Origin of the sequence: Paenibacillus sp. FSL L8-0708, from assembly GCF_038009325.1 — a bacterium.
Lineage (GTDB): Bacteria > Bacillota > Bacilli > Paenibacillales > Paenibacillaceae > Paenibacillus_AQ > Paenibacillus_AQ odorifer.
On sequence record NZ_JBBPBC010000001.1, the window covers coordinates 3,086,618 to 3,106,475 of the forward strand.

Consider the following 19,858-nt stretch of genomic DNA (forward strand, 5'->3'; position numbering starts at 1 on the left):
GGGAAGATGATGATGAATAAAACGATCCAGGATCAGCAAGTTGTAAAAGATCAATCCGTTAGCATTAAAGATGATTTCTGGGGAAGTTATATAAAGCTGGTACAAGATGTTGTAATCCCGTATCAATATGAGGCATTGCACGACAAAGCAGCGGGAGCTGAGCCCAGTCATGCCATTGCTAACTTTGAGATTGCTGCGGGCCGGAAGACCGGTGGATTTTACGGCTGGGTATTTCAAGACAGTGATGTAGCCAAGTGGCTGGAGGCCGTAGGTTATTCCTTAAGCATCAAACGTGACCCTGAGCTGGAGCGTCAAGCGGATGAAGTGATTGACCTCGTTGGAGAAGCGCAGCAGGAAGACGGGTACTTAAATACTTATTTTACGATAAAAGAACCCGGCAAACGCTGGACTAATCTGAACGATTGCCACGAGCTGTACTGTGCTGGGCATTTCATTGAGGCAGCCGTTTCTTATTACGAGGCTACAGGCAAAAGAAAACTGCTCGACATCATGTGCCGAATGGTTGATCATATCGATTCTGTGTTTGGTCCGGAAGAAGGCAAAATGCGGGGATATGATGGCCATCAGGAGATTGAGCTTGCGCTCGTGAAGTTGTATCGGCTCACAGGTGAGGAGCGGTATTTGAAGCTCAGCAGCTTTTTTATTAATGAGCGAGGTCAACAGCCGAATTTCCTAAAGCAACAATGGGATAATCTGGGGAGTATCAATTTTTTTACAGGTCAGAAGGAGAATTTAGATTTAAAATATTACCAAAGTCATCTTCCGGTAAGAGAACAGGAAGTGGCTGTAGGACACGCTGTACGTGCGGTTTATATGTATACTGCTATGGCTGATCTAGCTGCACTTACGGGAGATGACACCCTTCGCGAAGCATGCGAGAGACTGTGGAATAACATCACTACTAAGCAAATGTACATTACTGGCGGGATCGGATCTACGCATCGGGGTGAGGCATTCACCTTCGATTATGATCTGCCTAACGATTCGGTGTACGCAGAGACTTGTGCATCTATTGGGTTGATCTTTTTTGCACAGCGAATGCTGAGAATATCGCCGGATGCACGTTATGCCAACGTGATGGAGCGGGCGCTTTATAACAATGTGTTGGGTTCAATGGCACAGGATGGTAAGCACTATTTTTATGTAAATCCACTGGAAGTATGGCCTAAGGCATGCAGCTGCAACCCAGATAAACACCATGTGAAGTCCGAGCGCCAAGGCTGGTTTGGCTGCGCTTGCTGTCCTCCGAATGTGGCGCGTCTGCTGACTTCGCTGAATCAATATATCTATACGATCCATGGTGATACGCTCTATACGAATTTGTATATTGGCAGTGAGCTGACAACAAAGCTGGGTGGAACAGATGTTGCGATTCAGCAAGAGAGTAACTATCCATGGGAAGGTAAAGTCTCGTTGAAGATTAAACCCGCAGCGGAAGCAGAGTTTGGGATTGCCTTACGGATTCCATCTTGGAGCCAAGGAATGGAGATCAGAGTCAACGGTGAAGCAATGAATACTGCTGAGAACATCGAGCAGGGATACCTCGTTATCCGGAGACTGTGGAGAGCAGGAGATGTAATCGAAGTGCATGACCCTATGGAGGCACATCGTATCTACGCACATCCAAGTTTGCGTGCTGATGCTCAAAAAGTAACGATTCAGCGTGGACCTCTTGTGTATTGTCTTGAAAGTATCGATAATGGTGAGCCGTTAAGCTCGATTTCCTTAAAAGAAGGCAGTGAACTTACTGCGGCTTTTGATGAGACATTGCTCGGCGGCGCTGTTGTTGTCGAGGCAGAGGGGCTACGTGTAGATAAAGAGGGCTGGAGTGGTGAGCTTTACAGCAGAGTCAAAGCACCAGTTCAAACCGTAAAGGTTAAGGCGGTTCCGTATTACTTATGGGGAAATCGTGGCAGTGGTGAAATGAAGGTATGGATTCCGGAAGCCAGCGTTTAAGTTATAGGTAGACATAGAGCTCGGGAATGGCTGTAGTTTATCAACATTTACCGATGAGGACAGCTGTAATTTACAGTCTGTCCTTTTCTTTTTGCAAAAAGGAGAACACACGCGAAATGGCGAAATTAGAAGAAACATAGAAATATTCTTAAATCCTATAACAATGGAGGGGGGCTATATTTATAATCATGCTCCAGAGGGTTATACTTGTCCCTTTTGTTTGTTGGTTTCGGGCATTGAAAATGAAGATGAAGATGTGCGTTCTAAGCAAGCGGATATTATTTATAAAGATCATTACATAACGGCTTTTATTGCTTCTCATTGGTATCCGAATAATGAAGGGCATGTTCTAATCATCCCTAATCAGCATATCGAGAATATTTACACGTTGAAGGTTGAGATCTCAAACCGGATACATGAGCTGGAAATTGAAATTGCTAAAGGTCTTAAAGAAGTTTATAAATGTGATGGCGTTTCTTCTAGACAACATAATGAGCCGGATGGCAGCCAAGATGTATGGCATTATCATTTACATGTGTTTCCAAGATATCATGGGGATAATCTGTATGGTACTTTTGGGAAGTTATCGGATGAATCAACAAGAAAAAATTTCGCCCAATTATTAAGCGGATATTTGAGCAAAAATAAGAACATTGGGGCTTATTAAGTTGAGAGAGGGAGAAGTATGAAGTCAAACTTTTTCGAAAAAGTTATAGAGTCAGAAGAAGAGCTAAGGTCTTTATTTGGGTACCCAAGCGAATTGGTTAACAACAAAACCATAACTGTTATAGATCATCATTGCCGTGATTATATCTCAAAATCCCCAATGCTTTTTATGGCTACAAGCGGTTCGTCCGGTGCTTGCGATGTCTCTCCGCGCGGGGACGTAGAAGGTTTTGTTCACGTGTTGGATGATAAACATTTAGTGATCCCTGAACGCCCTGGGAATAGACGGTTTGATTCTTTGCGGAATATACTTGAGAACCCAAAAGTCGGTTTGATATTCATCATCCCCGGACTTGAAGAAACATTAAGAATAAATGGGCACGCGAGTATAGTTAAGGATGAAGATATATTGAAACCTATGGAAGCGCATGGTAAAGTCCCGATCATTGGAATTGGCGTGGAAGTAGAAGAATGTTATATGCATTGTGCAAAAGCCTTTAAGCGGTCACATTTGTGGGATGACGAACATTGGCTTGCGAAAGAAATCTTGCCTAATCCATCAAAAATACTGGCGCAGCATGCCCGTAAACTTGGAGTTACTCCAGAGGATATCTCAAAATCACTAAAAGAAAGCTATGAAAAACGGCTATATTAACATTTTCGACTTAGAAATGGAATGGGATTTGCCCTTCATTGTATGCTATATTTGATCTGGATAAGGCAACTGATCATTTTACAGATAATAATGGAGGCATCACAATGAGTAAACGTTATCGGATGACAAGAGCAATGCAGAATGCTGGAGATTCAGCAACAACCCTATCTTTAGAAGAGTGTAAGCAATATTTCGCATCCAAACCTGATTTCACCTATACATCAGTTTTTACAGTAACAGGTGCCACTACCATGTCCATTGAGGGAGATTTCTTTATGTGGAGCTATGGTGATACAACAATCCCATTTAGACATTATCAGGGCGATATTTATGTTTCTGGCGCCAATGAAGCCGTGATTCCTAGAATGCTTGAGGTTGCGAGTGATTTAAGAGCAAATATTGTGGAAGGGTAAAAAAAAGATGCCCCCTGAATCCTTCAGGGGGCATCTACTGTTAATTTTAGATCCGCTCAACCGTTCGTTTGAACGATTGAGCGGATTTTTTTTGTATTAACCCAGTTCTACAACTACTTGGTGTACAGCGCCGTCTCCAACAGGAGTGATGATGTTACCTTCTACAGCTGCGCCATCCAAGGTAAGACTAGCTACACCTTTGGATACATGGTTCGGGTTCTTGATTTGAATCACATAAGTATCTCCACGGAAGACACGGGTGATTTCAAAGCTGTCCCACTCTGTAGGAATACAAGGATCGATCTTCAGACCATTGAAGTCCGCTTGAATACCAAGGATAGATTGTGTAATCGCTACATAGTTCCAAGCCGCAGTACCAGTTAACCAGGAGTTTTTAGCTTCCCCGTGGCGAACGGCATCTTTACCTGCGATCATTTGCGAGTATACATAAGGTTCAGTACGGTGAATTTCGCTGATGTCCTCCAAGTAGGCAGGAGCAATTTTAGCGTAAATTTCAAACGCTCTGTCACCATGTCCAAGTACAGTTTCAGCGATCATGATCCAAGGGTTATTGTGGCAGAAAATACCAGCATTTTCTTTGTAGCCCGGAGGGTACGTAGAAATTTCACCCAGGTTCAGATAGTACTTGGAATATGGTGGCTGTTGCAATACGATACCGTATTTAGTATCCAAATGCTCTTGCACGGAAGTCAGAGCTTTTTCAGCTTGACCATCTTCCACACCGATACCGGCCATAACACAGATACCTTGTGGTTCGATGAAGATTTTACCTTCTTCGTTTTCTTTGGAACCGATCTTGTCGCCATAGTGGTCATAAGCGCGCAGGAACCAGTCACCATCGAAACCGTGAGTCAGTGTGATTTCACGCATATTGTCAATCTTAGCTTCTGCATCCGTAACTACATCATTAAGTCCGCGCATCCGGCAGATTTCTGCATAGTCCGGTCCAACGAAGACGAACAGACCCGCGATAAATACGGATTCCGCTACGCGGCCTTCGATGTTGGCAGTAGTTTGGAAAGATTCGCCCGGCTCTGTAGAGAAGCAGTTCAGGTTCAAGCAGTCATTCCAGTCTGCACGGCCGATCAGCGGCAAGCCGTGAGGTCCGAGATTGTTAGTTACATGCTCGAAGGAGCGTTTCAAGTGCTCAAACAGAGTAGCTGTGTTATCCGGATTGCTGTCAAAAGGAACCTGCTCATCAAGAATCGATGTGTCGCCTGTTTCTTTGATGTAAGCAGCTGTGCCAAGGATCAACCAAAGCGGGTCATCATTAAAGCCGGTACCGACTTCATTGTTACCTTTTTTGGTGAGCGGCTGGTATTGGTGATAGGCACTGCCGTCTTCAAATTGTGTAGCGGCGATATCGAGAATACGTTCTTTAGCACGTTCAGGAATTTGGTGTACAAATCCGAGCAAGTCTTGGTTTGAATCGCGGAAGCCCATACCACGGCCAATACCGGATTCAAAGTAAGAAGCGGAACGGGACATGTTGAAGGTAACCATACATTGATATGGATTCCAGATGTTAACCATACGGTTCAACTTGTCGTCGCCACTTTGGATTTGATATTTGGACAACAGGTTATCCCAGTGTGCAGCCAGTGCAGCCAAAGCGGCGTCCACTTGAGCGTCTGTAGCAAATTGCTCGATCATAGCCTCTGCTGGTTTTTTGTTGATAACGTTCAGAGATTCCCATTTGTCTTCTTCTGGGTTTTCAATGTAACCAAGGACAAAGATGAAGCTTTGCTCTTCGCCCGGCTCCAGAGTAATGTTCAGGGCGTGCGATCCGATAGGGGACCAGCCGCTGGCAACGGAGTTAGTTGGTTCACCTGCAGCAACAGCTTGCGGGCTTTCCAGACCATTGTACATCCCTACGAAAGCTTCGCGGTCAGTATCGAAACCGGCGATTTCTTTGTTAACAGAGTAGAAAGCGTAGTGGTTTCTGCGCTCACGGTATTCTGTTTTGTGATAGATAACGGAACCCTTCACTTCAACCTCACCAGTGCTGAGATTACGTTGGAAGTTAGTCATATCATCTTGTGCATTCCAAAGACAGAACTCTGCAAAAGAGAACAGCTTAACGGATTTCTTCGCGGAACCCGTGTTTTTCACTACAAGACGATGTACTTCAGCGTTATGACCCATAGGTACAAAAGCAAGCTGGTTTACAGAGATACCGTTGCGTTCACCAGTAATGGAGGTGTAGCCAAGACCGTGACGGCATTCGTAGAAGTCCAGATCACGTTTTACTGGCATCCAGCCTGGAGTCCAGAAATCACCATCATCATAAAGATAGTAGTAACGGCCGCCAGCATCCATTGGGATATTGTTGTAACGGTAACGGGTCAATCTTCTGAGACGAGCGTCTCTATAGAAGGTATAGCCACCAGCAGTATTAGAAATAAGTCCGAAAAATTGTTCATTACCAAGGTAGTTAATCCAAGGGTAAGGTGTTTTTGGTGTGTTAATTACATACTCTTTACGAGTGTCGTCAAAGGTACCGAATTTCATGTGAGAAAGTCTCCTTTCGATTGTGAACGCGCGTTTATAGGTTTCAGGAAAAATTCCCTCGAGGGAAGGGATTCTTTCCGTTGTTTCTAAAAGATAGTATTAGGCAGTGATTTCGAGAACCGATGATAGCAGCTTCACAGAAAAATATGTAATCTTCAGTGAAGGATGAATCTGTGCTACTTCTTCGGCGGTTGACAGGAATCTCTCTCCACTAAACGAGCTGGAAAGCTGATCGTGCTGAAAGTCGGCTGCTGCGAATCACACAGCTCGATTACTTTTTCCACTGCAGCCTTGGACATTTCATAAATCGGCAAGCGTACAGAGGTCAGCTTAGGCTGAATACGGGATGCCAGCTGAATGTCATCGAAACCCGCAATGGAGATATCCTCAGGGACAATGATTCCATGTTCGGAGAACGCTTCCATCGCTGAAATAGCCATGTCATCGTTGGAAGAGAAAAAGGCAGTCGGCAAAGGTACACCAGAAGCAAGCAGCTTCTTGACCTCTTCATAAGCCGTCTCTTTCAGAAAATCACCCTTTAGGATAAACTTCTCATTCATAGGCAGACCATGTTTTTTCAGCGTGTCCTCATAGGCCGTGTAACGTTCTCGACCAGAGTACGTATTCATTTGCCCACAGATAATGCCGATCTCTTGATGGCCTAAGGAGATTAAATGTTCAATCACTTCTGTGGTGCCCTCGTAATCTTTGGAATTCACAATGGCCAAATGATTGCGGTCAAGATGCTCCGACATAATCTCTGAGATATCATAATCAATCAGTACTAGCGGAGAATCGAGTCCCACCATTTCGCGGACGATATTAATATCCTTCTGAGTGCCGACAATTATACCACCGTCAATCCGTTTTTGCAGAAAAGCTTGTTTTACCTTCAGAAAATCGTCTGGAGAGTATACCGTATGAATCAGAACGTAACATCCGCGGGCATTCGACGTGTCGACTACGGCATCGACGAATGGTGCAAAGTAATTGTTCTGATAAATTCGGGTAGTGTTCTCTTTCTCGTTCATACTGATGGCGAACAATCCGATGGTATCGGTTTTCTTACCGGCCAGAGCCCGTGCAAAGCTGTTCGGTTCGTACTGATGTTGCTCAATCACCCGCAGCACTTTGGCCCGGGTTTCTTCAGGAACATTGGAATAGTTGTTGATCACGCGGGATACCGTACTTCGGGAAACCCCGGCCAACTTAGCAATATCTTCGCTGCGCATGTTTCCCCTCTTTTCATAAACGCGCGTTTATGAGTTTATTGTAAGCGAAAGCATCGTATAAATCAATCGTAAAAAAAGAAATTTTGCGATCAAATTAATAAAGGCTGACATATTTTTAATAGAAGAAGAATCCTACCGAATAATGATAGAGCAGAACAACTAGAAATAGTTTGTATAAGTTTTTTGCGGAGAAAGTGCATTGAAAGCTATGAAAGTCATGCTACTATTGTGATAAAGGTTATTGAGAATGATAATCAATGACAATAAAGCATAGGAGTGAAGGGATCAATGGCAAGATGGGGTCAGAAGTTTTTATGGGCAGCGGTACTTATAATGGCAATAACTGCGCTGGCAGCATGCGGAACGAATAACAATACTGCGAAAGAAAACGTTGCTAAGACAGAGAATGCAGAGGAATCTACCTCAGCGAGCACTAGCACACCAACTGAAGGAAATGGAAATGCGGCAGAAGAGGGTGAAACTCGGACGATTGCCGGGGAATTCGGGGATGTTGAAATTCCAGTTAAACCGCAACGGGTAGCCGGAATCTATGTTGAAGATTATTTGAAGGCATTGGGCATTACCCCGGTGGTGCAGTGGTATCATCCAAGCTGGGGTAAACAGGATTATTTAAATCTTGATGTACCAGAATTTGATATTACCGGTAGTATGGAAGTGTTGCTGGAAAAAGACCCTGACTTGATTATTGTAGATGGAGGTGCGGATGCGGCAAAATATGAACAATATTCCAAGATAGCACCAACCTATCGTTTACCTGAGGCGGTGTTGCAAGACTCAAGACAAGTGCTTACGGCTATTGCTGATGCACTCGGTATTCCGGAGAAGGCGGAATCTGTCCTTGCAGAGTATGATCAGAAAGTGGCAGAGGGGAAAGCTAAGCTGCAACAGGCTCTGGGTCAGGAAAAAGTAGCAGTGATCCGGCTTAACGTAGCGGATAAAACCTTTGCTCTATTCGGTGTTAAAAACCGTTTCACCGGTGTGATTTATTCTCAATTTGGCCTGACACCTGTGCCTATGGCGGCAGAAATGACCGAATATCAATCTATTATCTCCGAAGAGCTTATCCCTCAGCTCGAAGCGGATCATATCATTGTGTTCCCTGACAACGGGGGCTGGGATACTGAAGGGAATCAGGAAGCGACTCAAATCCTTGATGGCCCGTTGTGGAAGAGCCTGCCGGCGGTGAAGAACGGGAATGTTTATAGAATGGAAAATTCCCACTGGCAGACTGGTGCCATCACAGCCAATTCGATGAAGTTTGATGACTTGCTGAAAGCTATGGTGAAATAAAACGGCAGCCGTCGTAAGGAATAGCATAAAGAAGGTCTATCAGCATAGTTGATAGACCTTCTTTTTTATTCTAAACTATAGTAAAGTGAATGAAAATGGTTCTCAATTGGAGGGCGCTAGAATGGCAGAAGATTTACAAGACAGCAATAAAAAGAGGCTATTCTATAGCTTGATTAACATAGAAGCCCAATCCTTATCGGTGAACGGACAGACCTTAGTGTTTCAAAATCATACCCTGATCATTGTATCGGAAGGACAGGGATGGTTAGAAGCCGAGGAGAAGCGTTTTCCACTGGAAAAAGGTGTCGGGTTCTTGTTCGAACCGGGGTTAATAAGCAAAATCAATGCCGAGGAGCGAGGACTTAGCTTTTATAGGCTTACTTTTGAAGTCATCGAAACGGGGGGAAGCAGGCAGAGTGGAATGGAAAAGGGGACTAAAGAAGGAATTCTCCGGTCCGGTCCGCTAAGCTGCAGACCATTTTCGCAATGTGCATTACTGCTGGAGGCTATCTATCATAGTCGCAGAAGTACGGAAGAGATTGAATGGTTCGCAGGCCATACCCGCTTTCAAGAGTTACTGCTGCTGATCATGCGGGCAAATTCCTCTGTCATCCAGATGAAAGGAGCCCATGAGGCGGTACAGCGTTCCATCCGCTATATGCAGGAACACTATAATCACGCCATAACCGTCGATCAATTAGCTGAAGTGGCAGGCATTACACGTGCACGCTACACACAGATTTTTAAAGAAGTGACAGGGCGGATTCCCTTAGAGCATTTGAACGGACTTCGTATTGAAAGGGCGCAGCAGCAGTTGCTGCTTACGAATGACCGTATGCATGATATCGCGTTATCCGTAGGGTATAGCAATGAGTATTATTTTAACCGGCGTTTCAAAAGATCGGTGGGCGTTACGCCCGGCCAATACAGAAGCTTCCATCAGGAAGGGCTGCGGGTGTTCGCTCCTTTTCTGGAAGACTATCTGCTGGCTCTGGATATTACACCGGTGGCGCAATATTCTCACGCTCAGTGGGGGAAGCAAGAGTACCTGTCCCTCCTCGATGTGCCTGCGGTTGATATTTCGACTGGCGATTGGCAGGAGCTCTCCCAGTACATGCCCGAACTGATCCTGCTGGATGATGGCTTTCAGCGTTGGCACCTGGATGAGTGCAGCCAAATTGCTCCGTTGTTCAAGCTGCCTTTTCATCAAGAGGATTGGCGGGCCACGTTATTTTCCGCAGCAGCCGTCTTTGGCAGAACGGATCGTGTCCAGGAAGTGATCGGCAATTATGAGCATCGGGCGCAGCAAGCTAGACGAGTGCTAAACCGTTCTGTCCAAGGGCAGACTGTAGCATGCCTAAGAATATCTTCCTACGGAATCAATCTCTATGGATGCGGGCAATTGGGGTATACAGGTAGCGTACTCCATGAGGATTTAGGTTTGCAGCCCCATGAATTGGTTCCGAAGTTGACCCGTGGACAGAAGCGGGTGAGCCTAACAAGAGAAGAGCTTGCGAGCCTCACTGCAGATCATTTGTTCATTACCTTTGATCGACAGGAAGGAGAAGGACGGGAGCTGTTGGATACACCGCTTTGGCGCAATCTGCCCGCTGTTCGTAATCGCTGTGTATATGAGGTGGATTTTATGGCCTGGATGAATTATGGGGTATTGTCACATCAGCGCAAGATTGAAGATGTGTTAAGAGCGTTAGGGTAAGTCAGAAACTAGTCCAGATAAAAAAGAGGATAATAAGTGCCACTATACTGCTGATGCGAGTCATTAATAAATAGGCATCACTGGGTTCTACATCACCTTTCATCATCCAGCCATAGCGCATGTACCATCCCAAATGAGGAAAGAAGATATTAAGCAATGCTAACAGTACAAAGAGGAATATAAAAAAGCCCATGATTTATCACTCCTTTATCTAATGTATACGCCAGACTATACGGAGCGTTCCCTAACTAATAAGTGAGCTTCCATATATTTATTTTTAGGCGGGGGATACCCTAGCCACCTTGACAGGTGGTTGGGGTATTTTTGCGGCACTATTCAAGGCTGTGTTATTGAAGGTGAATGTTTAGAGGCGTGCTTGTTGTGTTTACATAACAAAGAGTTCGGAAAATATAAAAATGTATTTCTAAAAATAAAGGAGGAATTGATCGATGTCTAACCAATATACGATGCAAGATCCTACCACTCAGTACACTAAGGCTGGACCGGAATTTCAGCAGCAACAAGAGGAGCCGGGTCTGCAGAAGAAAATGAATCCAGTACCCGATACAGGAGAAGATACCTATAAAGGAACTGGGCGTCTGACCGGACGTAAAGCGTTAGTTACGGGAGCCGACAGCGGTATAGGCCGTGCTGTTGCTATTGCTTTTGCTCGCGAGGGGGCAGATATTGTTCTATCTTATATGCCCGAGGAAGAGGAAGATGCAAAGCAGGTGGTCAAGCTAGTGCAGGAAGCGGGTCGTACTGCAATCGCCATTCCAGGCGATCTGAAGGATGAGGCATACTGCGAACAACTCGTCGATACTGCGGTTAAAGAGCTAGGTGGAATTGATATTTTAGCCAATATCGCGGGCAAACAGCAATTCGTTCCAGACATCGCTGATCTCACTACGAAGCATTTTGACGACACATTTAAGACGAACGTGTATGCTATGTTCTGGCTGTGCAAAGCTGCGGTGAAGCATATGCAACCGGGCAGCACCATTATTAACACTTCTTCTATTCAAGCTTATAATCCCTCACCGATCCTTTTGGACTACGCGACCACCAAGGCTGCTATTAATACATTCAGTAAGTCTCTCGCTCAGCAAGTAGCTGATAAGGGGATTCGCGTCAATGTAGTAGCACCTGGTCCCGTATGGACACCTCTTCAAGTTGTGGGTGGGCAACCGGAGGAAGTGCTGAAGGAGTTCGGGTCGAGCACACCACTAGGTCGTCCGGGACAGCCTGCGGAGATGGCTCCGGCATATGTATTCCTGGCTAGCCAGGAATCTAGCTATATCAGTGGCGAAACACTGAATGCGAACGGCGGAACTCCAACTCCATAAACCGCTCAGCGGAATGTTGATATTGTAAATACGGCGAAGCATCCAAAAGTACCCTGCTAATTTTAGCTTTGGGTGCTTTTGTTTTTATATATAGAAAGGAGTATTATAGAATTCGAGACTTTTTCTCCCATTATTTTCATGGAATATGATCTATACTGATCAAGATTGTCGAATACATAGTTTTCCTGCGATTACCCAAGAAATAATTTGAACGGCTCTAAGTTATAGGGGAGACCCAGAAAGAATTAGGAGATGTATGATGCGAAAAAAGAAACTAGCGATCCTCACCATTTGCTGTGTCTTATTCATTGCGTGTTTTCAATCGGGATCTGTCCTTGCGGATAAAGGAAACGGAACAGTAGTAGATAGTGGAACCAAGGAAAGGCTGATGGAGAAGTATGATCTTGTAGAGCCTGAACCCGCAAATCCAGCAGCGCATGGGAGTCAATACGATTTTGGAATTAGTAACCCTATTGCTTTATTGGTCAGCATCAGTAGGCTGTATTTGTATCCATATGTTTTTGCAGCAGAGGAAATAATTAATCATATGATCGATCAAAGCGAAATTAGTTATTAGTTACGTGTATGTCTTTCAAAATATAATCCCAGCTATCATAATCGTTCATATCCTCAGGAACTTCTAACACACAAATATCATTAATGTTCCAATTTAATTCTTGTACCGAGGTTGATTCACGAACGGGAATAAGAATAAGAATAATAAATTCGTTCGGTTTTAATAAATCAGACAAAATTGACTGTAGCTCTACAGCCTGTTCATATGAGGCGGACCATCTAATGAATAAAGTTTTTTTACTGTGGATTAACTTGTCCCAAAATCTATTAATTCGTAATTCCAGCTTCGCTTTATACGAAGGATAGGTTATAGACCAGTGTTTACCTTGGTGGATTGGAAAATCATGAACTGAGATAATGTTATATAAAGTATCCTGAATAAAATAGGATTTCACTAGTGCATTTTTATTCCCATTAGGATAGACTGGTAATCCATCCTCCAGAAAAAAATGTGTTTCATCAAGAATTTGCAGATTTATTAATTCCATGAAATTTTGAAATCTATTCTTATAAAGTCTATTTACATCAGCCAATGAATAAGAAACCATCCAGTCGAGCGGCATGGAGAATTTCCTCAAGCTATTTCTTTGCAGATTTATAGCAGGAGCACAAGACATCCCTAAGCTTACTATTAAATCATAGCTTTTTTTCACAGCTTGTAATTTCATGGACTCACCCATTTTCAATCAGATTCAGTTTCTAATAAATTATATACACCATTTTCTAGGATTGATTGGACTTTAAGTGCAATGAGATACACAGGAAAAAGAGAGCAGCAATTTTCACTGCCCCCTAAATCTATTAGTTACGTTGTAACAAAATATATCCACTAATGCTTGAAGTTTTTTTACGAAAGACCACTTTAAAACCAACATCGTTGTCTAATAAGCAAGCCAAAGCGGTGTTAAGCAATCCGTTGGGTCTCAAGCTAGGTCTGCATGGCACGGCATTTCCAATAACACGGGCGGCAATAATCCTACGTGCTGATCCAGCAACCAAAGGATTTCTGCTCCAACTGATCAATACTAAATCTGGCTGACGAGTAGCCATGGAAGATCTACCCCTTTCTATTAAGTTTCTTTATATAAAATGCACCATTGATTTTAATGTGCTAAACCATAGCGGAGTAAGGAACACATAGGATCGAGTCGGGAGAGGGGCTAATAATATGGACAAGGTGTTACATAAGATAGCTAATTTGATTAGCGGTGAGGCTAATAGAATCATCATTGGGATTTCGGGTCATGGTGCATCTGGAAAAACAACGTTTGCTAATAATCTTTTAAAGCTTTTGCAGCAGGATGATGTGAATTATATTAATACAGACCCCTATATTGTTGAATCTAGTCTTAGAAAATACACTTCTATCGACTATGAATATAAGAATGTACATTATCACGATAAAGTGACAGCTTGTCATCCTGCTGCTCATCATATATTTGCTTTAGAGAGAGACATTCATATGTTGAGGGATGGGTTGGATTTTTACACAATTGGCACGGACTATACAAAAAGTATGTTCATATCTTCACAAAAGAAGGTAAATATTGTAGAAGGCATGAGTGTTGCCTTTACTGATCCGAATTTGTATGATCTGAAAATCTACTTATACACGGATGGAGAAACCGAGTTGATGAGAAGGAGTATACGTGATGTTTCTGAAAGAGGAACAGATATTAATTATTTAAGAAAATCCCATGAACAGCGCAGGATGCAATATGAGTTGTTTATGCATTCTTATCATCATAAATTTGATATCGTTTTAAAAAATTCCAATGAAGAGTATGTTCTTGAAAAGGGAACGTTGTAGAGGAGGAAGAGAATGCTTCCAAATGTTAGGCTAGCAACGATATGTGACGCGGATGTTTTGTCTAGATTAAATCATGAGTTCAATGGTGGAGTAAAACGTCCTGTGCCAGAGATCATCAAGTGTTTGAACAGCAATAATGAAGTGGTGGCCGTGGCTACTTTAAGGGATGAAGTAGTTGGTTTTGGCTGTGCTCAAAGTCTGAAATCATTTTGTTATAATGAAGCATATGGTGAAATTACTGAAATGTATGTAAAAGAGTCAGCTCGTAGAAATGGTGTCGCTACTGCTCTAATTTCTTTTCTGGAAAGTCAGCTTTATTCTCGTGGAGTCAAAACAGTTAAGATTTTAACAGGAGAAGATAATCGTGTAGCCATTAAAGCGTATGAATTGAGCGGGTATGTTAAGGATGATGAAGTAATGTTAAAGAAAAAACTTTAAAGCCATAGTGAACAGTGAATCAGGCAATTTATTGTGCTGGTCCAATTGGATAGCAATAAAAGGACGGAAGCCGCTTTACTGGCTTCCGTCTTTTTGGAACTGTGGAGATGAACAGACGCTATTTATTTATCGCTGAGTCACCTATTGGAGTGAATGTATTCTCCACAGTAAGGTTAGAGAACTTAGCATAGTTCAGTTGCTCAATATTATTGGCGACATCATTGCTGTCAACGGCGAATCCGACATATACCGAACCCTCCATAACAATAGTTCGCTCGCCAATTAGCTTCCAGTCTTTTCCGTCCGTTGATCCGTAAGCATAGAAAACATCTCCCTTACGGCCAAGCTTGAGCCAATACCCTTGCTCCACACCATTAATTTTAAATGGAATATCTGAAACAAGTTGAATGCCAGCTTTTTCAGCAGCAGATACGCTGTCTAAAGTTTCAGTTAATTCATCAAATCCTCCGCCCTTAATATTTCTGCCCGTCAGATAAGATGACCAGCTGGTTTCTTTGGACAACTTCACATAGGAGATACCAAGGGCCGCCGCGGCACTGTCTTTATTCAAGTCATCGCGGATCATTAGCCCGGTGAAGGCATGGTTGTCAACGGCCCCGATTTCTTCGAGCTTCGCGGTAAATTCCATATCTCCGTTCATTTCTTTATACACGAAGTGGAAGTCATCTTTGGTTGCATTGTTTGCTTCGGATCGTTCTGTGCCACCTTCACTTTTTCCAAGCTTTCCGTTGCCTTTAACGGTAAGCACATCATTTGTCATACTTCCGGAACCCTTAATGTTCGGATCACCGATATCTGCTGTAGTCCAACCCTTTCCAGCCAGGGAAGAGGTAGCAGCATTGATATGGATGTTAGTGGCTGTGGTCTGTGTCTCATTTCCTTGGGTATCGGTCACTCTTGCAGAAATATAGTAGGAAGCATCCGTTAAATTCTTGAGGGTGTATGTGTATGTGTATGTGTATGTGTATGTGTTGCCTTTTTTGACTGCTTCCCCAAGATATTTGGAACCATTATATACAGCAACTTTTTTTATTTTGTTTCCGGATCTAGGGGAAGCATTGATTTTAACTTCGACCTCTTTCCCGGTAACAAATTGTGCATTGTTTTCTGGCGCTAAAAGCTTAGCATCAGGGTTTTCGGCGACGTGTTTCATATCAACTAGGCCGTTAATATAAAGCTCAAGCCAGGTGTAACCATTTTTAGTAACCGTTTTGTATGCATCCTTGCTGCCCCAGATTTTATTTTTCTTTTCCCACTTGTCGTCTATTCCGTTTTTATTAGTGTCAAATTGCTTATCATATTGTGCCTCAATGACGCCAAAGTCTGAAATGTAACCTCCGACTTCATGTTCAGTGTTGATATATCTTCCCGAGTTCTGCTCGACTTCTGCCACAATTCTTGCATCGATAGCATCGCGACGTGGATAGGTAGCTCCCGCTTGTTGCAGAATGCTTTTTAATAGAGATTCATTCGCTTGCTTTACACCGGACTTAACATAATTATCAAATGCTTTATTGGTAATACCATGGTTAACTCCAGTACTGTCCGCGGAAAGATATGGTGTGGCTGCAAGGGTAGTCTTTTGTTCACCACCCTGTACGCCAGAAAATTTCACATAATCTGAAGAATCATTTAGTAAGCCTGTGAGCTTGCCGTTAATTTTGTTTCCAGCGATGTAGAAACCGCCCAGCTTGGTAGCTTCACCGGCATCAATGACTCGGTTAGTTACATTATCTCTTGTACCTGGGCCGGCAATCTCGATATTATTCATAAAGTTAGTAAAAGTAAAACCTCCGCCATAAGTGCCGTTAAAGCCCCAATTGTAAATTACATTGTTCGAGAACTGAACAACCGCCACATGATCAGCATCTGCAGCACCTGCGTAACCGCCGCCTAGTCTTGGGTTTCGCGAGGTATGGTTCGCATACAGATTGTGATGGAATGTTGTTTTGTCTCCGCCTGAAATACCGCCGTAGCCATGTCTTCCTTTGGAATGCCCGGATAGAGTCAGACTTTCGGAAATAATGGACCACTGGATCGTGCCATTTTCGCCTCTATATAAAGATAGAGTTTCATCTGTGTTCCAACTGAAGGAACAATGGTCAATGAGGAAGTAGTTGTTGTCTCTCCCCCAAAGCGCATCCATTGAATCACTGCCATTATACACATTAGTGGCACCCGGACGGAAAGCGGTGTACCGAATAATGATATTCTCTGAATTGCTGATATTGGTATCCCAACCTGCAATGGTAATTCCGTTGCCTGGAGCGGTTTGCCCAGCGATGGTCAGGTTTTTAATATTATTGAGACTTAACGTGCTCTTCAGTTCAATCGTTCCGGAAACATGAAAAACAATGGTACGACCCTCTTTAGGCGTAGATAAAATCCCGTAGCGAAGGGACCCTGCAATCGGTTTGTCTTTTACAGCGTAATCTTCAAGGGTAGTTACGATGTATACATCGCCCCCTCGACCACCGCTTGTATAGGCGCCGCCACCTTCCGCGCCAGGAAAAGCAAGAATAGAGGCACCCGCAAAACTTTTGTCTCCGTCTGCCTGCCCTGAAGCTGCAAGTGTGTGACCTCCTAAAAATGAAAACGCTACCGAAAAACTCAATAAGACACCTATAACCTTACCTGATTTTTTACTCTTCCATTTCATCTTTTTGACGTATAACATGGATACAGTCTTATCGCTGAATGCTGTTCCTGTTATACTTCCTCCTCTCAGTGAAATGATACTGGTCTGCGACAAGCAGCTTACTGGTAATACTTTAAAACTTTTAGGGCGTATTTACCTGCCAAAAAAATCTTTTTTTGTGCCAACTATTGCTCTTTGGTTCTTGCGTAAACGAACAAATTCATATTATGTTCTTAGTATTACAGTAGCTATAGTGCTTGGCATTCCATGACGATAGGGAGAAAAACATGAATATTAAATATCAGCATCGTGACCAGGCGTTTCACTCCTTTATTTCTACCAATAACACTTATCCTCTTCATCTACACAAAAATGTAGAGATAACAATGGTTTTGTCCGGCAAAATCAATATCAACATCAATGGAAAAGAGTATGATTTGTCTGAAGGAGACATAGCGATTATTTTTTCCAATCAACCTCACAGCTACAAAACTCTAGAGAAAAGCCAGATCCTGCTGTTCTTTTTTGACGCTACTTTTCCGGGGGATTTTGCAGGGGATTTGCTTAATCATGTTCCGGATAACCCTATAGTTTCGAAACAAAAGGTGCTTCAAGATCTGTTGGCAACCTTGTATAAACTATATAAAGAACAATGTGATGTTCGTCTGCTCAAGGCTTATACCTCTGTAGTATTAGGGCACGCGCTGCCGTTACTGCTAATGAAAAAAGTAGACTACAAAAAAGAAATGGATCTCGTCCCCAAAATCCTAGCTTACATCGACATGCATTTTTTAGATCACATAAATCTGAATACGCTTTCAAGAGAGCTTGGCATTAGTAAATTTATCATTTCCCGAATCTTTTCTGAGCAGTTTCACATTTCATTTCGTGATTACATCAATGGCCAACGGGTAGCCTTTGCTCATATGCTGCTGTTATCCACTACCCATCCGGTCACGGATATCGCGTTTGATTCCGGATTCAACAGTTTGCGTTCTTTCTATCGTGTTTTTAAAAATGAATACGGGATCACCCCCAATGAATTTCGCCGAAAAGTATCGAAGGAGTGTGTAGAATGAAAATGATGAGGATGGCTTATATTCTATTTGATGGGATGACCACGTTAGATTTTGTTGGTTTTTACGATGCGGTTACCCGGATGGGAGTTCTAAAGGCGATAGAAAATGTATCGTGGGATTTTTGTTCCAACAAGGAAGAAGTCACGGATGATCGAGGATTGACGATGAAAATAAACCAGGTTTCCCCTGATCTTTCAGCCTATGATTTGATATTTATCCCTGGAGGGTTATCGACTCGACAACTTAGATTCGATACTAATTTTATAACATGGATTCAGACTGCCCGAGAGGTTGAATACAAGGTGTCAGTGTGTACAGGAGCTTTGATTTTGGGAGCTGCCGGTTTCTTAAATCAGAAGAAGGCGACTACCAATCCTTCTGCATATGAACTATTAGCACCTTATTGTTCCGAAGTAGTTAAGGAACGGTTCGTAAGGGATGGAAATGTTTTTACTGGGGGAGGAGTAGCAGCTTCGATTGATCTGGGTTTATATTTCATAGAATCGCTTACTAATGAAAATGTAGTTCAAGAAGTTCAAGAGAAGATGGATTACCCATATTACAAGACAATTAACCCTTCCAAAGGGAAATCATAACTATAATATATGGGAATTAATGATATAATATCCAAAGTGAAATAATTAAGGCGATAAATAGAGGTGTAAGGTAATAGATATGAACTATCGTAAAGTATTCTCACTACTTCCCATGATCATTTTTTTGTTTATTATATGGTACTTTTTGATGGCAGGGACTTCAGCTGTTGTTAATGTAGTGTCAGTAAATAAAAGAGAAATAGTAATACAAAATATGAGCGGTGATCAAAATACAGTCACAATCCCAAAAGGAATATATAAGTTAATAGATGTAAATGAGGAGTACTTTATTTCATATAATAGTAGAATAGGGCAAAAGCCATTCTTAACCTCAATAGAACCAAGTGCGAAATGATGATTTGAAAAATCGGCTGTAAGTATAAAAAGCATAAAGATGGTGGGATTGTTTTGCATGCAGTTAAGCCTATAATGTTATGGTTTATTTCGACGATTTTATTCACCCTGGCAGCCTTTGGATTGGAGCTTTGGGAAGGAACTAAAATAAGTACAACAGAATATTACGGTTTTCAAAACATTGGGTTTGCTTTTATTTTTCTGGTGTTCCTCTTTTCAGTTCTTCTTTACCCGGTTATACTGCTTCCTTTATCATGGGTTATTCGAAAGATAGTTAATCCTTTAGTAAACCGCATAATGATATTCTTATTGAGTGGTATTGCGGGATATGGTTTCTTTTACGAGGTGTACGATGAACGCTTTATACGGGAATACCATTTGAATAGTAGTACAGCTATTATTTTTTTCGGTATTGCTGGTTTCATCTATGCTCTGGTGGATTACTATTTTGAGTCGCAAGCCATTAAAGCCGAACAAAATCCCTGCTAACCGTGGCG

At 42.7% G+C, this 19,858-nt stretch carries 20 protein-coding genes; 15 read left to right on the forward strand and 5 right to left on the reverse strand.

The window, feature by feature from the left end:
- The first annotated feature begins 9 nt into the window (after window positions 1-9).
- The 4 genes from NYE58_RS14540 to NYE58_RS14555 all read left to right on the forward strand — a co-directional run bounded on the left by NYE58_RS14540 (window position 10) and on the right by NYE58_RS14555 (window position 3,711).
- The gene (locus NYE58_RS14540; protein ID WP_445671761.1) at window positions 10-1,977 is read left to right on the forward strand and encodes a glycoside hydrolase family 127 protein; all 1,968 of its coding nucleotides are present in this window, start codon (window positions 10-12) and stop codon (window positions 1,975-1,977) included.
- Between the two features lie 91 nt (window positions 1,978-2,068).
- Window positions 2,069-2,644 (forward strand): HIT family protein, encoded by a 576-nt coding sequence (locus tag NYE58_RS14545; protein ID WP_341002187.1) that lies wholly within the window; start codon window positions 2,069-2,071, stop codon window positions 2,642-2,644.
- 18 nt (window positions 2,645-2,662) lie between these two features.
- Complete coding sequence (locus tag NYE58_RS14550) at window positions 2,663-3,298, forward strand: pyridoxamine 5'-phosphate oxidase family protein (protein WP_341002188.1); 636 nt, start codon at window positions 2,663-2,665, stop codon at window positions 3,296-3,298.
- A 104-nt stretch (window positions 3,299-3,402) separates the two neighbouring features.
- On the forward strand, window positions 3,403-3,711 hold the full coding sequence (locus tag NYE58_RS14555) for a hypothetical protein (RefSeq protein ID WP_341002189.1): 309 nt from the start codon (window positions 3,403-3,405) through the stop codon (window positions 3,709-3,711).
- Window positions 3,712-3,807: 96 nt separating this feature from the next.
- Here the strand turns inward: NYE58_RS14555 and NYE58_RS14560 are convergent, their stop codons facing one another.
- Both NYE58_RS14560 and NYE58_RS14565 read right to left on the reverse strand, forming a co-directional pair.
- A complete protein-coding gene (locus tag NYE58_RS14560; protein WP_341002190.1) occupies window positions 3,808-6,243 on the reverse strand; it encodes a GH36-type glycosyl hydrolase domain-containing protein in 2,436 nt (811 codons plus the stop codon).
- Between the two features lie 176 nt (window positions 6,244-6,419).
- Window positions 6,420-7,475, reverse strand: coding sequence for a LacI family DNA-binding transcriptional regulator (locus NYE58_RS14565; RefSeq protein WP_341002193.1), 1,056 nt, complete (start codon window positions 7,473-7,475; stop codon window positions 6,420-6,422).
- Window positions 7,476-7,763: 288 nt separating this feature from the next.
- On the opposite strand from NYE58_RS14565, the gene NYE58_RS14570 reads away from it, so the two are divergent.
- Both NYE58_RS14570 and NYE58_RS14575 read left to right on the forward strand, forming a co-directional pair.
- The gene (locus NYE58_RS14570) at window positions 7,764-8,786 is read left to right on the forward strand and encodes an ABC transporter substrate-binding protein (RefSeq protein ID WP_341002195.1); all 1,023 of its coding nucleotides are present in this window, start codon (window positions 7,764-7,766) and stop codon (window positions 8,784-8,786) included.
- A gap of 121 nt (window positions 8,787-8,907) precedes the next feature.
- Window positions 8,908-10,503 (forward strand): helix-turn-helix domain-containing protein, encoded by a 1,596-nt coding sequence (locus NYE58_RS14575; protein WP_076277986.1) that lies wholly within the window; start codon window positions 8,908-8,910, stop codon window positions 10,501-10,503.
- A gap of 1 nt (window position 10,504) precedes the next feature.
- Here NYE58_RS14575 and NYE58_RS14580 read toward each other — a convergent pair whose 3' ends face one another.
- Window positions 10,505-10,696, reverse strand: a complete 192-nt coding sequence (locus NYE58_RS14580) for a DUF6199 family natural product biosynthesis protein (protein ID WP_076130567.1) — start codon at window positions 10,694-10,696, stop codon at window positions 10,505-10,507.
- A gap of 256 nt (window positions 10,697-10,952) precedes the next feature.
- Here NYE58_RS14580 and NYE58_RS14585 point away from each other — a divergent pair, with 256 nt between their 5' ends.
- Window positions 10,953-11,849 (forward strand): SDR family oxidoreductase, encoded by an 897-nt coding sequence (locus NYE58_RS14585; RefSeq protein ID WP_076277985.1) that lies wholly within the window; start codon window positions 10,953-10,955, stop codon window positions 11,847-11,849.
- Window positions 11,850-12,108: 259 nt separating this feature from the next.
- Complete coding sequence (locus NYE58_RS14590) at window positions 12,109-12,426, forward strand: hypothetical protein (protein ID WP_076277984.1); 318 nt, start codon at window positions 12,109-12,111, stop codon at window positions 12,424-12,426.
- On the opposite strand, the gene NYE58_RS14595 is transcribed toward NYE58_RS14590, so the two are convergent.
- Window positions 12,416-13,105, reverse strand: a complete 690-nt coding sequence (locus NYE58_RS14595) for a DUF1796 family putative cysteine peptidase (RefSeq protein WP_341002199.1) — start codon at window positions 13,103-13,105, stop codon at window positions 12,416-12,418. The two genes, NYE58_RS14590 and NYE58_RS14595, sit on opposite strands and share 11 nt — an antisense overlap.
- Window positions 13,106-13,302: 197 nt before the next feature.
- Between NYE58_RS14595 and NYE58_RS14600 the strand changes: the two genes are divergently transcribed.
- The 3 genes from NYE58_RS14600 to NYE58_RS14610 all read left to right on the forward strand — a co-directional run bounded on the left by NYE58_RS14600 (window position 13,303) and on the right by NYE58_RS14610 (window position 14,673).
- Window positions 13,303-13,464 carry a hypothetical protein gene (locus NYE58_RS14600; RefSeq protein WP_179088354.1) on the forward strand — a complete coding sequence of 54 codons (162 nt, stop codon included), beginning with the start codon at window positions 13,303-13,305 and terminating at the stop codon, window positions 13,462-13,464.
- A 129-nt stretch (window positions 13,465-13,593) separates the two neighbouring features.
- A complete protein-coding gene (locus NYE58_RS14605; protein ID WP_076279831.1) occupies window positions 13,594-14,235 on the forward strand; it encodes a uridine kinase family protein in 642 nt (213 codons plus the stop codon).
- Between the two features lie 12 nt (window positions 14,236-14,247).
- The gene (locus NYE58_RS14610; RefSeq protein ID WP_076219632.1) at window positions 14,248-14,673 is read left to right on the forward strand and encodes a GNAT family N-acetyltransferase; all 426 of its coding nucleotides are present in this window, start codon (window positions 14,248-14,250) and stop codon (window positions 14,671-14,673) included.
- 118 nt (window positions 14,674-14,791) lie between these two features.
- On the opposite strand, the gene NYE58_RS14615 is transcribed toward NYE58_RS14610, so the two are convergent.
- On the reverse strand, window positions 14,792-17,353 hold the full coding sequence (locus NYE58_RS14615) for an Ig-like domain-containing protein (RefSeq protein WP_341002202.1): 2,562 nt from the start codon (window positions 17,351-17,353) through the stop codon (window positions 14,792-14,794).
- Between the two features lie 266 nt (window positions 17,354-17,619).
- Here NYE58_RS14615 and NYE58_RS14620 point away from each other — a divergent pair, with 266 nt between their 5' ends.
- The 4 genes from NYE58_RS14620 (at window position 17,620) to NYE58_RS14635 (ending at window position 19,850) form a co-directional block, all read left to right on the forward strand.
- Window positions 17,620-18,411, forward strand: coding sequence for an AraC family transcriptional regulator (locus tag NYE58_RS14620; RefSeq protein WP_076141723.1), 792 nt, complete (start codon window positions 17,620-17,622; stop codon window positions 18,409-18,411).
- A 5-nt stretch (window positions 18,412-18,416) separates the two neighbouring features.
- The gene (locus NYE58_RS14625) at window positions 18,417-19,007 is read left to right on the forward strand and encodes a DJ-1/PfpI family protein (protein WP_341004266.1); all 591 of its coding nucleotides are present in this window, start codon (window positions 18,417-18,419) and stop codon (window positions 19,005-19,007) included.
- Between the two features lie 79 nt (window positions 19,008-19,086).
- Complete coding sequence (locus tag NYE58_RS14630; protein ID WP_076219631.1) at window positions 19,087-19,362, forward strand: hypothetical protein; 276 nt, start codon at window positions 19,087-19,089, stop codon at window positions 19,360-19,362.
- Between the two features lie 53 nt (window positions 19,363-19,415).
- A complete protein-coding gene (locus tag NYE58_RS14635; protein WP_081387675.1) occupies window positions 19,416-19,850 on the forward strand; it encodes a hypothetical protein in 435 nt (144 codons plus the stop codon).
- Window positions 19,851-19,858 lie beyond the last annotated feature (8 nt).